Annotated in this window: 13 protein-coding genes, 5 tRNA genes and 1 pseudogene; 9 read left to right on the top strand and 10 right to left on the bottom strand. The window is 38.1% G+C overall.

Annotated elements, in window-relative coordinates; translation table 11 throughout:
• Positions 1 to 24 precede the first annotated feature (24 nt).
• The 5 genes from ACFOU2_RS00290 to ACFOU2_RS00270 all read left to right on the top strand — a co-directional run bounded on the left by ACFOU2_RS00290 (position 25) and on the right by ACFOU2_RS00270 (position 538).
• Positions 25 to 100, top strand: a tRNA-Ala gene (locus ACFOU2_RS00290).
• A gap of 20 nt (positions 101 to 120) precedes the next feature.
• Positions 121 to 194 (top strand) — tRNA-Arg (locus ACFOU2_RS00285).
• Between the two features lie 102 nt (positions 195 to 296).
• A tRNA-Asn gene (locus ACFOU2_RS00280) sits at positions 297 to 371 on the top strand.
• A gap of 3 nt (positions 372 to 374) precedes the next feature.
• Positions 375 to 465: transfer RNA gene (locus tag ACFOU2_RS00275), tRNA-Ser, on the top strand.
• Position 466: 1 nt separating this feature from the next.
• A tRNA-Glu gene (locus ACFOU2_RS00270) sits at positions 467 to 538 on the top strand.
• A 328-nt stretch (positions 539 to 866) separates the two neighbouring features.
• Here ACFOU2_RS00270 and ACFOU2_RS00265 read toward each other — a convergent pair.
• Positions 867 to 1835 carry a helix-turn-helix domain-containing protein gene (locus ACFOU2_RS00265; protein ID WP_377911144.1) on the bottom strand — a complete coding sequence of 323 codons (969 nt, stop codon included), beginning with the start codon at positions 1833 to 1835 and terminating at the stop codon, positions 867 to 869.
• A gap of 658 nt (positions 1836 to 2493) precedes the next feature.
• Between ACFOU2_RS00265 and ACFOU2_RS00260 the strand changes: the two genes are divergently transcribed.
• The 3 genes and pseudogenes from ACFOU2_RS00260 (at position 2494) to ACFOU2_RS00250 (ending at position 3948) form a co-directional block, all read left to right on the top strand.
• Positions 2494 to 3642 carry a tyrosine-type recombinase/integrase gene (locus ACFOU2_RS00260; protein ID WP_377911142.1) on the top strand — a complete coding sequence of 383 codons (1149 nt, stop codon included), beginning with the start codon at positions 2494 to 2496 and terminating at the stop codon, positions 3640 to 3642.
• Positions 3643 to 3656: 14 nt separating this feature from the next.
• Positions 3657 to 3731: pseudogene (locus ACFOU2_RS00255) on the top strand (hypothetical protein); the annotation flags it as partial.
• A gap of 121 nt (positions 3732 to 3852) precedes the next feature.
• Complete coding sequence (locus ACFOU2_RS00250; RefSeq protein ID WP_377911140.1) at positions 3853 to 3948, top strand: putative holin-like toxin; 96 nt, start codon at positions 3853 to 3855, stop codon at positions 3946 to 3948.
• A 336-nt stretch (positions 3949 to 4284) separates the two neighbouring features.
• Here the strand turns inward: ACFOU2_RS00250 and xerS are convergent, their stop codons facing one another.
• The 4 genes from xerS to mntA all read right to left on the bottom strand — a co-directional run bounded on the left by xerS (position 4285) and on the right by mntA (position 6977).
• A complete protein-coding gene (xerS, locus tag ACFOU2_RS00245; protein ID WP_377911138.1) occupies positions 4285 to 5376 on the bottom strand; it encodes a tyrosine recombinase XerS in 1092 nt (363 codons plus the stop codon).
• 68 nt (positions 5377 to 5444) lie between these two features.
• A complete protein-coding gene (locus ACFOU2_RS00240; protein ID WP_377911150.1) occupies positions 5445 to 5996 on the bottom strand; it encodes a VanZ family protein in 552 nt (183 codons plus the stop codon).
• Positions 5997 to 6169: 173 nt separating this feature from the next.
• The gene (gene hepT / locus ACFOU2_RS00235) at positions 6170 to 6580 is read right to left on the bottom strand and encodes a type VII toxin-antitoxin system HepT family RNase toxin (RefSeq protein ID WP_377911136.1); all 411 of its coding nucleotides are present in this window, start codon (positions 6578 to 6580) and stop codon (positions 6170 to 6172) included.
• Positions 6570 to 6977: a type VII toxin-antitoxin system MntA family adenylyltransferase antitoxin gene (gene mntA, locus ACFOU2_RS00230; RefSeq protein ID WP_377911134.1), complete on the bottom strand. Its 408-nt coding sequence runs from the start codon at positions 6975 to 6977 to the stop codon at positions 6570 to 6572. The genes hepT and mntA overlap by 11 nt, the downstream gene beginning before the upstream one ends.
• A gap of 304 nt (positions 6978 to 7281) precedes the next feature.
• Between mntA and ACFOU2_RS00225 the strand changes: the two genes are divergently transcribed.
• Positions 7282 to 7464: a YolD-like family protein gene (locus ACFOU2_RS00225; RefSeq protein ID WP_377911132.1), complete on the top strand. Its 183-nt coding sequence runs from the start codon at positions 7282 to 7284 to the stop codon at positions 7462 to 7464.
• A gap of 181 nt (positions 7465 to 7645) precedes the next feature.
• On the opposite strand, the gene ACFOU2_RS00220 is transcribed toward ACFOU2_RS00225, so the two are convergent.
• From ACFOU2_RS00220 to ACFOU2_RS00200, 5 genes are all read right to left on the bottom strand, one after another.
• Entirely contained in the window at positions 7646 to 8008 is a 363-nt protein-coding gene (locus ACFOU2_RS00220; protein WP_377911148.1) for a hypothetical protein, read from the bottom strand.
• A 256-nt stretch (positions 8009 to 8264) separates the two neighbouring features.
• Positions 8265 to 8711, bottom strand: a complete 447-nt coding sequence (locus ACFOU2_RS00215; RefSeq protein WP_377911130.1) for a MerR family transcriptional regulator — start codon at positions 8709 to 8711, stop codon at positions 8265 to 8267.
• 300 nt (positions 8712 to 9011) lie between these two features.
• Positions 9012 to 9734, bottom strand: a complete 723-nt coding sequence (locus ACFOU2_RS00210; protein WP_377911128.1) for a PadR family transcriptional regulator — start codon at positions 9732 to 9734, stop codon at positions 9012 to 9014.
• Positions 9735 to 11034: 1300 nt separating this feature from the next.
• On the bottom strand, positions 11035 to 12462 hold the full coding sequence (locus ACFOU2_RS00205) for an IS4 family transposase (protein ID WP_377911126.1): 1428 nt from the start codon (positions 12460 to 12462) through the stop codon (positions 11035 to 11037).
• A 112-nt stretch (positions 12463 to 12574) separates the two neighbouring features.
• On the bottom strand, positions 12575 to 12704 hold a 130-nt coding region (locus tag ACFOU2_RS00200; protein ID WP_377911146.1), incomplete at its 5' end, for a cold-shock protein.

The following is a 12704-nucleotide window of genomic DNA, read 5'->3' as shown; positions in this document are numbered from 1 at the left end:
CCCGACCATTCATTAAATAATCATGGGGCCTTAGCTCAGCTGGGAGAGCGCCTGCTTTGCACGCAGGAGGTCAGCGGTTCGATCCCGCTAGGCTCCACCATTTCCATACAACAGGATTACGGCGACGTAGCTCAGCTGGATAGAGCAACGGCCTTCTAAGCCGTCGGTCGGGAGTTCGAATCTCTCCGTCGTCACTTTATAGAAATGAAATCAAAGAGGACCTTTAGCTCAGCTGGATAGAGCGCACGCTGATAAGCGTGAGGTCCATGGTTCGAGTCCATTTAGGCCCATGATATTCCACAGTAGCTCAGTGGTAGAGCAATCGGCTGTTAACCGATCGGTCGTAGGTTCGAATCCTGCCTGTGGAGCCATACAGAGAAGTACCCAAGTGGCTCAAGGGGCTCCCCTGCTAAGGGAGTAGGTCGCTAACGCGGCGCGAGGGTTCGAATCCCTTCTTCTCTGCCACGGCCCGTTGGTCAAGCGGTTAAGACACCGCCCTTTCACGGCGGTAACACGGGTTCGAATCCCGTACGGGTCATCTGATCAGCAGTTTGCGATTAAAGCAAGCTGCTTTTTTTATAAGCTAAAAGGTACTGTTCTGGTTTAGATTTCTCGCTGGTTTGCTTAAATAATTTAAGCATTTGAAGTGTGCTGTCATTCTAGAGTTGCCTCTAAATCCTTGTATATATTTTCTACATCTTTATTCCAACTTATTCGAGTAAGACCGTTCCCTTTGGCAGTGCCTGCAGTTCAAAATGAAACTATAAAAGCAGTGGATTTCACAAACGAAATCACACTGCTTTTTTGTGTTATTTTTATACAGTTAAATTGATTGGTTCTTCTTTAATCTGAATTTATAATAACAATCATAACTTTTCAGCAGCAAACAACAACAATTCTTCAATGCTCCCTTTGCCTAACTCTTTTCTTTTTTCCTCTAGTCTTTCCTTCAGTTCGCTTGTAACTTTCATACGAATGACTTCAAGATCACTGTCAATGTAGATACCACGATTACGTTTATTGAGCTTTCCGGATACCAAAATAGATTGAAGCAGTTCAAATAACTCAGAGGACGATTCTTCAATTAAAGCAGGCTTTACTTCAACCAGATATTGTTCCTGGTCTTTCTGCAATTCAATGCGCATGTTAACGGGGCTGAGGCATTGATAAAATAGATCAATCAACTTATATATAGAAGATTTAGCATAAGCTGTTTGTTTAAATTTAAACACCGCGTAGCCTTCCTTTGTGATCGCTTTTTTTGATTCAATCGTATAAGCGGGCTCGTATCCCTTTTCTAAAAGTTGTTCCAGCGTTAATTCTTCATGCTCCTCTGTGACCGCCATAATCTCTTCTTCCACAGATACAATACGGGCTAAACGTTCCTTATCCTCCTTTTTATTGACAAAGAGTTGAAATAAGCCAATGTTCTTCTCTGAGTGATAGAAGTGTTTTTTGCTGGGTTTTCTGCCGATTTCATGAGTTTCCTTGAACTGTTCCAAGTCCTCGCGATGGATGAAGTTATAACGAATTCCCCGATATTCCGCCTGGAAAGCGGGAAGCACTTTTTGTTTTATGTATTTGTTTACCGTTTGCTGGCTCACCCCTAATTCTTTAGCTGCTTCACTTGTCGTCAGTCCGGGTGCCGTTAATTCTTCTTTCAATCGCAAAACATCTTCCAGGTCAAATTCATACCGGCCTTCAATGTGCCAGTCGTCTTTGTTAATAGGAGTTAATTTTTGTTGATTTATGTAATTATAAACGGTTTGAGGGGCGGATATATTCAATAATTCCATTACTTCACGTAAACTGATGATTTGTTTCGTTATTTCCATAATGAACAAAACTCCTTTACTGATTGCATATGAATTATATTCATTATAGCATTTTTAATTATTAAAAAGTGACATAATTAATTAAAGTGCAACTTAATTGTTTACAACTTATTTATAAAAATAAAAGGTTCAATCTTTTAAGTAATTGTAGACAAATGGGATATTTTTCTACGATTGTTCACTTTATTTAAAGATGAGAAATTAAAATAAAATAATCCATTATCCTTATTCTAAATTATTTTAATAAAGGTATATTATATAAACTTTCTTTTGTTACTTACTTTCTTACTTACATCATTAAGATTAAAATAAAAATAAGGACCATCGTTAGTTTAGTAAGTAACTTTATTAAAAAAGAAAGGAAGTAATCTTCTTTTGATCTATTTGTTCATTTTACATTAAGTAGAAGAACAATAAGGAAAAGGAGTCATCCGCAGTTACTCACTATCATTTCTTCCCTTGAAAAAAGCTAGTCAATGGAGCAGGAAGCGCGTTTAACATGACCATATGGAAAGAGGAAAGAAGTGTTATTCAATAGAAGAGGAAATCTGCCCCACAAGAAGATTTGAGAATCAGCATATCACGACATATATAATAGAAGAAACTAGGATTGAAAGAGAAAGATTACCCTTTTACCAAAGGAGAGGAGGAAGATGGAATGAATAAGGTAACCGTAAGAAATCTACATCTGACAGACCTTCAACAACCAAACATGCTGCCTCAGATTATACATAAATTGAGTCAAGGGGAGTACTATCCCGCTCTTGAGAAACAAATCGAACAAAACAGTAGATTGGATCGCCGAAAGTTTGAAGGATTCACCGATGTAGAAATGATGTATTATTACGTCCATCAGCGTAAGCATATACGCCAGAACCGGGATCGGAAACATAATACGAAGGTTGAATATCTCCGGAACCTGCTGCAGTTTTATCGGTATGCAGCAGAGAGTAGACAATTTTTAAAGGAAGATGTAAAGGATTATACCGAAGATTCTTTGTTAAAGAATCTTCGGCCTTGGCATATCCGACATTATCAGGAGTATTTACAGACGGCCCCTTTGGGTAAGGGAGGAAAACCATATACAGCTGCTACCTTAGATGGAAAACTTACCATTTTGAAGAGCTTTCTTAAATGGTTGTATACTTCGAAACACATCGACTTTCCTTTGCATGAAGAGTTCCTCGGTACTTCCCTATCGGGAGAGGATATTCCGAATCGGGACCTTTATTATCATGAGGTCAAGCAACTACTGGACTATTATCAGGATCACCCGATTCATCATGCTTTGTTGACGATGCTGGCCATGACGGGGTTACGTGTGCGGGAAGTGGCGGAGGCAAAATGGAGAGACCTTTACCTTGACCCGCTATCGGGCCATTATCGGTTAAAAGGGGTAGGGAAACGGGATAAACCGTTTGATAAATACATACACCCTGTTTTGTTTGAACGTATTATTAAATATAGAGAACGGCGTCGAGTAAGTATTGAGATGAATCCAGATGACAACGGTCCGCTGTTCCCCAACAGAGAAGGGGACCACTATACGTATAAGAATTTGAGTAATTTGATTATTCGTGCGATTGAAAGGACCGATTTACCATTCCTGAAGCAAAGAAAAGAAAAGGTTACCCCACACTTTTTTCGGCATTTTTATGCCATTTACAGCCGTCAACAGGGAGCTGACATCTTCCTGATTCAAAAGGAATTAGGCCACCAAGATCGAAGAACAACCGAGCGGTATCTGGAAAAGGTCTTACAAAGAGAACAGGAGATTGGTATGCTGTGGAATCAAGACAATTTTTAGATGGAAGCTATTATTTATACAAAAAATTAGTGGAAGAAGTACTCAATGAGCCAATACCAGAAGATTTGGATGTAAAGGACGAAGATTAGATCTTAGAAGAAGTACAGGCTGTCGATATGTTTCCTTACACGATGCATATGGAGTGTGTAACAAAACTAATATTAATTTAAAACAATCAACCTCACCGCTACCTTGACAGGGTGGTCGCTGATGACTGTATACGAATCACTAAACATAATGATAAGCTTCGCAGCTTTAATCGTATCAGTGATCATGGTTGTTATTTCTCTATACACAAAGAAATAACCCACCCTGCGGTCGCCAAACTTTAGGGTAGGGTTATTTCTTCTTCTCTAAATAAGGGCCACTGCACTTCTTGCAGGTAGCTGTGTACAGGAGAATCAGTTCCAGCTGATTCTCCTTACTTATTTTGTACGTATTTTCTATATTTATTATAACGTTGACTCTTATATGAATGCAACTAACAACAAAAAAGAGAGGGGACAGAATCCTCTCTCTTTCTACTATTAACGAAGTGACTGGACGCTTCCCCTAAGTAAAACTTTGAGGTGAAGGTCTTCTCACAATTGATCATATAATGACTTATTTACTAAACTGTGTAAAGTCAAAAACTTAATGCAATCAACGATTACTCATACGATCAATTGCTTCTTTCGCTTTCTTAAGCTGGGGATTTGTGTATAAGATTGTTGTATCTGAAGAAGTGTGCCCCAGTTGGTTCATGAGAGCTACTGGATCTTTATTCGTTTCATAATGCTTAGTAGCAAACGTATGTCTAAGCTTATGTGGACTCATGGATTTATTAAAGGCAGATGTATATTTTTTCACTAAGGATTGAATAGAACGAACTGAAAGGGCAATAGACTCCTTGTTGTATTTCACCAAGAAGAGGTATTCATATTCGTTATCCGTTCCGCCGTACCGCTCATTACGTACCTTTAAATAGCTTACTACATCGTCTATGGCTTCCTGGGATACCGGAATTATATCTTGTTTGTTTCCTTTGCGTGTGACAGCGATCGTACGAGCGCGCCAATCAATATCCTTTAAACGAATATTGGCCAACTCGTTCACACGTAACCCACTTCCTAAAAAGAGGCTCAGAATAGCTAAATCCCGCTCTTTATCACGTTTAAAATATGCCCGTTTCTTGGACTCTTCTGGAAGGGTATGAATGTACTCTTCGGCGACAAACCGTAAAAATTCTACATCATCATCGTTGTGAAGAATCTTAGCGGAGATGGCTGCAGCTCGGGCATTCAGCGTAGCTTTATTCTTATGTATCTTAATGCCGGCCATTACATTTCGGTGAAAATAGGGCTCTTCATTATCGTGAAAAGGCTCTGTTGTAAGGAAGTTAAAGAGAGACTTTAGAGCCGATATTCTCCGATTGACACTTGCTTTTTCAGGCGTTTTGGTCATGTTTTTTGTTACATTCACTTTATGCTCAGTTAAATGGTCAACAAAGTACTCCACTTCCTTCTTTTTTAAGTTTTCAAGCGCCGAAAGGGGAATATCCTTAATCTGTTCAGCTTGTATGATTCCTTCAGAAAGGAGCCATTCAAAAAAGAGTTTAAAGTCATGCACATAATTTAAAAGGGTAGTGGGGGATAAGTTCCGATTGGCATGTGTATAGTCCACTACATAACTCGGCATTTCTTTTAAAAGGAGTTCTAATCTTTGTTTATGTTGTTCATGTTGTTTCGTATTCATTGTTTTCACTTCCTTGAAGAAACGGATTTTATCTCCATGTTGATGTTCCTATAAATAAAATGCTAACCTCATATAATATGAACTACGCGTTTAAATAGAGGAAACAAGAGATAACCAAGGCAAACTCCAGACATATTGAGAATTAGATCATCAATATCCAGACTTCCACGGTGAGTTAAAAACTGTGTTAATTCGATTAGCGAAATAAAAAAAAGCGGGCCATAAAAAAGTTGTATGACACGTGAAGAAGGACTTTCTTTTCGTATCATGAGAAAAATACCATACGGAATAAACAAACCGATATTTGCAACTAGATTGTAAAAGGCAATAAGAGGTGTCACCTTTCCTAAAAGGTAGTACAGGATAGTTGAAAACGGTTCGAGATTCCAGGCAGTATAACTTTGATCATTCGGTCGAAAAAAGAGAAGAACCAAGAGACTGATCGTGTAAAGAATAAGCAAACTTAAAAAAAGAGAATAAGGAATAGAAAAGATATCTTTTCTTATCCAAAACACTACGAAAAAAACAAGTACCGTCAGGCAAGCCCAAACGACGACTAATACAATGGGATGTAAATAGGAAAATAAATTTGAAAAAAGGGGATAGAACAAAAGGAACATCCCTTGAGAGAAAATCACAGATAATAGAATTGATTTTCTCAAAGACCTCACCTTTTCTTTCATCATAGCTATTTTGACAGTGCAAAAAATCTTTTTAAAATGAAGCTGCATATTTTGTTGAATTATGCGTATAATCCAATTTATACGAACAAGTTTACATAATAAAATTATTGTTAATCACCATATGAGAGTATTTGTTTAGTGAATTCCTTATAGTCGTCTAAATGCTTCTCAATGATTACTTTAACAATGTCTAGATTAATTTCTTGGTAATCATGTACAGCAATATTACGAAACCCTACCATAGCTTTCATTCGGAAGGAGAGGGCATCTGTAATTATGTTGTTTTTTGCAAGAAACTCAAAAGCGTCACGGCTTGTTTGGGGAATACCCAATTTCTTTTCAGCAACTACATGCATAGCAATATCAATACTTGCTTCACATGCACGTTGGATATTGAGAATAATGGAATCTTGTTTTGTGTAATTCTCCAGATTTAAGGGGTTGTTATCATATTCTTCGTTAATTCTCTTTATACAACGCTCAATCGTGCTAACTTTGTTTAAAATGATGTCATTCTTCATATACTCGACCTCTTTCTGTGATATTTTTTAAGACATCTTGCCGCTCTTCATTTAACCTGGCATAGTTTTTCAACGTTCGCATTTCAAATAGAGCTCTTTCATTTTCATTGGAGCAAAGTAGGATTTTTCCTCTATTTATAACCTGAGCTTGGAAAACGGTTGAAGCTTGTTCAAGGTCGATTAAATCTACGTCTCGATTCAGTTTTGCAGCGAGTTCTTGCGCTAGCATGAATCGTTCATAATGATTTAATTTTTGTTTACTTAGATATGCAATATCAAAATCACTTTCGTTATGTATGTGCTTGGTAGCCTGTGAACCAAATAAATAAATGACATATGGAGTTACTTTATTAATGAGAAAATCTGTTATTAACTTTTCAGCATTTTCAAGGGCCATTATTATCACTCCAATGAGGTATAATTAAGATTTGATGCACTTAAATTATATCATATTATTTTATTTAATGAAGTGTTCGTATAAACAAGATTATACGCATAATTGGAAATTTAGACTTCACTTCCCCTTTTCGTCAAACAGGGATTTTACGAAAAGATTATTTTTCACCATTTGTTTTGTTCAAAATTTCACAAAGGTGTCATAAAGCAAATGTAATCGCTCACTAATCTGCTGGTATACTTAATTTAAGGAACCCTTTTTGTGATTCTAATTAAATAATATTAAAAGATTAGGAGAGAACCAAATGATTCTAAAACAATTAATCAAAACAGGCTTAATTACAATTAATTATTATAAAGATGGAGTGCTCCATAAGTGTAAGGGACGTATCCAAAGTCTTAATTTAGCAGAACAGACCCTCTTTTTAAAAGATCAACAGGAAAACATCTTGTCTATCCGTTTATCAAAAATTGTAGAAGTTAATTAATCACGTATGACTAATTTTTATATGCGGTTCCAATCAAAACAGTAGCCATAGCATTTTACCTCATTCCATATCTTTGAACCATGAGGCAAAAATGTTATGGCTACAATTATATCCATTAATCTACAAGCTGGACGTCCACAATCGTATCCATTTTTCTTCCTTCCTTGTTTCGGGATGCCTCCTAATCTATTCTTTTCTGTCTTTGATGAGCAATACGCTTTTTCACTTCTTCTTTAGCCGTTGTCACACCATCCATTTCTTGAATGCTTGTTGTGATAAGGCCATTAATGGAGTAATGGAAGAAAAGACCGTTCATTAACTCAATCAGAATTTGCGTATTTTTATCAGCACTATTTGCTCCAAGACGTATTTTGGTTAACTCATCTTTAAACACCTCCTGAATATTTTTTGTCACCACTTCTGAGATATATTTAAGTGACCATGCATTACTTTTACCTTCCTTATGTTCCTTACAGATGTGAGCAATTGCTTCACCGGGGAATCGAATTTTATGCTCTTCCTCTTCATCATCGATCTTCAACATAATTTCCATGTAATCGTGCTTTGGATTGTACTCCCTATTCTCAATGATGAGAGAACTTGTTGACGTTAAGGAGATAGGTTGTTTTAACTTTGTATGGTACAACTTTTCATCTGTTTCCATGTAAATTTTAGATGTGGTAAAAGAGAAAAAAACAATAAACATAAACATAATGATGGAAGAGTATATCCACGATTTTTTTCTTCTTAAATTGATCTCGTTAGAGATTTTCATTTTGGCCTCACCTCTTTTTTGAATGTTAGAGAAGTTCTACATTCAATTCATCAATTGTTGTAACCTGCCATTTTTCATTTGCTTTTTGCGTCGTCACTTTGATAAGCTTTCTTGTTGTATCGGTTTTATTTTGCTTTTTATCCGTCACATTGTTTGTAAATTCCACGATGACTTCTAGCGTGTCATTCGTTGGAGCATGTGAATGTAAATAGAGTTTCATATCGGTAGGTTTTGAGCTAAGTCCTTCTCCATATTCATAGTTTGGAGTTGGATAAAATTGTTGAAACAATTCTTCACTCATAATCTCTTTGGCCTGTTTCCTTCGCTCTTCGTACCCTTCTTTTGTTTTATAAAAAGAGACATTCATAAAGGTTTTTACTAAGGATAAATAGTCTTGTCTTTGCTGTTCTTGTGTCGATGGCAATACGTTTTTAAGCTTATCCCGCAGATCATTGTTTTCCTCTTTTAGCATTTTATTTTCAACTTCTATTTGCTTGATATCACTCGCATGAGTGATGTTAGAGTTCAAATAAATGTTCAAAGGTCTGTCATTTTCTTAAATAGCCTCAAATCCAACCAAAAGTCCAAAAGGGGTTCGGAATGAGACCATTCCGAACCCCTTTTGTCGACAAACTTTATTATAATGTTATTTCCCGTGATGAGGATTTGAAAGGTATTTTTTATCTTTATTAGCTGAGAAGACCTTCACTTCAAGTATGTGAAGGCTGAAGACCAATGATAAGAGAGATGAAACAGATAATTAAAGATAAAATTATTGTTGCAATAATTGCAAGATATGCTGTAAAAAATGCTGTATGTTTTGAGTCGTGGAAGCCGCTGAGTCGGCAATCTGTTTAAAGTGTTTCACTCCTTCATCCGTCAGTCTGTAATATCGTTTGGAACGACGTTCTCCACGCCAATCTCCGTATATGAGGCCACCCTTCGCCATTTCATGGGCAACATCGTACAAATAGCTGTTACTGGCTACCCATCCGAATTTTTTCTCTAAGAGCTCCCCTACATCTGACATGATCACTTCCTGATGACGAAACATTTCCTGTAAGGCAACGTACCGCACTAGATCCTTAACTGATACAAGTTTGCTAAAGAATCTTCTATATCCTTCCGGGAGTGGAGCTTCCACCGGTGGATTCTGACCTGAGCCGGTTAAATCAAACACAAAGCGATCGATGATCTCTTTGACTCTTTCAAACTTGTCGCGGTAGTGTTTTTGATAATGTTCATAGTGTTCCTTGCCTTTAGAAGTTAAGGATAAAATCTGTGATCGTCCCTCGGAAGAAGAGGAGAGATACCCTTCCTGTAATCGATTCTTTACCGTTGTATAAAAATAGGACCGGCTATGCACTTTAAAAGGGAAGCTTTCTTTGATGGATTGATAAATCGTAGCAGCAGTCTGAGGTTCCTGGCTGAGTGCATGATATAACACGAGGTGAAAGAAATCTTTATGACTTAATCCTAATGTTGTATAAGACACGTGACAATCCCTCCTTACCAACCGTCTTTCTCTCTATTTTAGCACAAACAAAGACCTCGATAGAAGACTCTTTAATAAGTAGTCTCCTTTTTTCTCCCTTTCTCTCTCTTTTGAAATTTTACCCATGCTGTTAGCTCCCCTTTTTCTCTCTTCATTTCCCCCTTCCCTTCCCCTTTCTTTTCTTCGTTTCTTTCTTTCTTTTTTCTTTCTCTCTTCTTCTCCCTTCGGGCCTATCCCACTGGGGCGTAAGCCACGATTCCAAAACAAACTGCCCAGACTAAACAAAGAGCAAAGAGGCTGTTCAAGGGGGTTCGTCAGGAGCACCAAAAGGTGTGGGAACACCAAAAAAGCGGGAGAAGCGGAGATAAGCGGTAAACACAAGTGAATATGTCCTCTATCGAGGTACTCTTTTTTTTTTATATATGTATTTAGGTAAAGTAAGGTTGTCGGTGAGAGCAACCATTTATCGTTAGTCTTTGCGGGATCGCTTTTTAACATTCTTTTTTTTTGATGCCTGGCATCACGAGCAAGTCCTTATGGAAACAAAAAAAGAACGCCCTGTACGTCCTTCGTACAGACACGCTCTCTTTTTATGATGCGGCTCTAAGGAGATAAAGTTTTCATGATTTCATTCCCATTCTATATATCGGCAGTCATTCATCAATATTTAATTCTCTAGCAGAGAAATAGTTTAAAACCTTCTAATCAAGGGTACAGTTAACTACCCCTTTATTTATGAATGTTACCTCATTCCATTGAGGGAACTCCCGATCTTTGTTGATAGGGAGTTTTCCTTTGTTTAGAGGAGAATGGTTTAAAGAGATGGAATACTGTCTAGTTGAACAAATCGCCATGCTTGTTTAGAAATGGATAGATATAATGAAAGGATTGCTCGCACGGATAGAAATAACGTAGTTCATCGCTACAAAGTTTTAGTGCCCCTTCTAATAGAGAAAAATTCACTATGCCATATAGTACTTCTCTTTCAAGTCCATCTCTATCATTCTCTATTCGATGACGATCAGGTAAGGGTTCTGGTGCAAAAACTTCAAGATAATTGCAAGTAATCTCTAAATCTTGGACATACTGATACTATCAGTCTAAAAAAGGATGTGTATCGGTATGAAAAAGCCAGTAGAATTCAAATGGAAGCATTATCAGTCTGACATTATTTTGTTAACGAAAACCTAAAAGCAAAAGCGGATAGCAGCCTTTAACGGCCATCGCTATCAACTTTAGCATGGTGCACCCGATGCCGCAGGCATCGGGTGCACTTTTTTAAAAAAATTTGAGTAAAACTCTACATTTTGGGCATACTCAAATACAACTTCCTTCTGTCGCATATTTTATGCGCAATAGGGAGTTGAGCCGTTGATTTTTCTATTAAGCCTAGGATTTCAAACGGTGTTGCTTTTTGATACCGCCGTGCTTTCTTCCCATTCTTACTTACATCTTGAAAGAGCCTGCTAAGCACTGAAACAGGATGTTGAAAGGTACAGAATAGTACGGTGTGTATTCTTACTAGATATATTTGCACCATATAGGCACATTTGAACTCGCTCGTTTCCTTCTGGTGCTTCTCCCACAAAAGTCTTCGCATCTGGTATGTGGTGCTTGCCACCAGACATAAGCGTAAGAGCTGTCCATACAAATGACATTGAAACCGCTCTAACTTCATAGGTTTGATAGCGTGAATCCGAAAGACAGATTTCCACGTTTTAAAGAGAACTTCAACCTGCCATCGCAAAGAGTAGAAGGCATATACCTCTGTAGCTGGTAACTTCTCCGGAGAGGTGTTTGTAACTAAGAGATTGACCCTGCTCGCAGCCTTCGGCATCTTCTTTTTCATCTTCTTGTGGTGTGCCAAACGCTTATCCCACTCGTCCTGTGTGAGGCGATACAGAATCAACCTTGTTCGGTGCTTGTACTCCAATCCGATATACACCTCTGGCAACTCTAGAGTTTCTCCCTCTTGTAAGTCCTTTGTTAGTGCTTCTATATTCAATAGAGTCCAACTTCCGTCTTCCTCTTTTTGATACACTTGTGTGTTCCAACGAATTCTTGATATATAGTAGGCCTCACTTTCTGTGATGTGCTCCAAATCGCCAATATAGTGATAGCCAAGGTCGCGGAGTGCGAGGTCTCCAGCTTCCAGTGTCTTTGTCCGCTTTTGTCCATATTTTGCATCGCTGCTGACTCCATGGTCCACCTCAAGCTCCATAAACTCTCCAGACAGAAGGTCATATTCCAGTTGAATTTTTACTCCTGATTCAGAGCTGCCCCCGCCACTTCCTCTGTAGGTTGAAGCATAGGAAGAAGGAAGCTGAAAGGAGGTTGAGTCTAAAATGCGGATGCGTGTAAAACGGCTAGATAACGATGTAATGGGGCATATCTTTTGCCGGAAGGCATGAAGAAAGAGTTCTTTAAGAAATTGAACAGTTCGCTCATTCCAACGTTTATTGAGTGCTTCGGCTGATATGCAGATACCTGTAGCCTCATTCAGTCTTGTACAAAGGCAAGCCAAAGACTCAGAGCTTATTGTCTGACCGAGAAACACACAAAGCGATACAAGGTCCTGTGCCTGAAATTTTCGTTTTCGTTGGATCATACCTGTTTGATACGCAAGTTCTTGTAGATGATGAACAGAGAATTTACTTCGGAATTCTTCACCAAGCATGTGTAACTCTTCAACCAATGTGGACTTGTTTGTAGACAGAAATTGGGACATCCTTCCATGCAGTACTGCATGGAAGGATGTCCCAATTTCTCTATTTTATACATTTCCTTAAGTTGATGGCTATGGCCCCACATGGGAGTCTTTTTTTTACAATCACTTTTAATTATGCTTTGCGAACGTTAGTAGCTTGTGGTCCACGTTGACCTTGTTCAACATCAAAAGTAACTTTTTGACCTTCGTCTAATGATTTGAAGCCATCACCTTGAATAGCACTGAAGTGTACGAATACATCT

The sequence above is a fragment of the Bacillus songklensis genome (assembly GCF_042649685.1).
GTDB lineage: Bacteria > Bacillota > Bacilli > Bacillales > Bacillaceae_H > Bacillus_BA > Bacillus_BA songklensis.
Note: the sequence above shows the minus strand (reverse complement) of the source record. Positions and strands in the feature narration are given on the sequence as shown.

Bases quoted from the DNA above. Each gene is read 5' to 3' on its own strand.
- hepT (WP_377911136.1), bottom strand. From the start codon at position 6,580: ATGAAGAATGACATCATTTTAAACAAAGTTAGCACGATTGAGCGTTGT.
- ACFOU2_RS00205 (WP_377911126.1), bottom strand. From the start codon at position 12,462: ATGTCCCAATTTCTGTCTACAAACAAGTCCACATTGGTTGAAGAGTTA.
- ACFOU2_RS00225 (WP_377911132.1), top strand. From the start codon at position 7,282: ATGATTCTAAAACAATTAATCAAAACAGGCTTAATTACAATTAATTAT.
- mntA (WP_377911134.1), bottom strand. From the start codon at position 6,977: ATGGCCCTTGAAAATGCTGAAAAGTTAATAACAGATTTTCTCATTAAT.
- ACFOU2_RS00215 (WP_377911130.1), bottom strand. From the start codon at position 8,711: ATGCTAAAAGAGGAAAACAATGATCTGCGGGATAAGCTTAAAAACGTA.
- ACFOU2_RS00220 (WP_377911148.1), bottom strand. From the start codon at position 8,008: ATGTTGAAGATCGATGATGAAGAGGAAGAGCATAAAATTCGATTCCCC.
- ACFOU2_RS00260 (WP_377911142.1), top strand. From the start codon at position 2,494: ATGAATAAGGTAACCGTAAGAAATCTACATCTGACAGACCTTCAACAA.
- xerS (WP_377911138.1), bottom strand. From the start codon at position 5,376: ATGAATACGAAACAACATGAACAACATAAACAAAGATTAGAACTCCTT.
- ACFOU2_RS00240 (WP_377911150.1), bottom strand. From the start codon at position 5,996: ATGTTCCTTTTGTTCTATCCCCTTTTTTCAAATTTATTTTCCTATTTA.
- ACFOU2_RS00250 (WP_377911140.1), top strand. From the start codon at position 3,853: ATGACTGTATACGAATCACTAAACATAATGATAAGCTTCGCAGCTTTA.
- ACFOU2_RS00265 (WP_377911144.1), bottom strand. From the start codon at position 1,835: ATGGAAATAACGAAACAAATCATCAGTTTACGTGAAGTAATGGAATTA.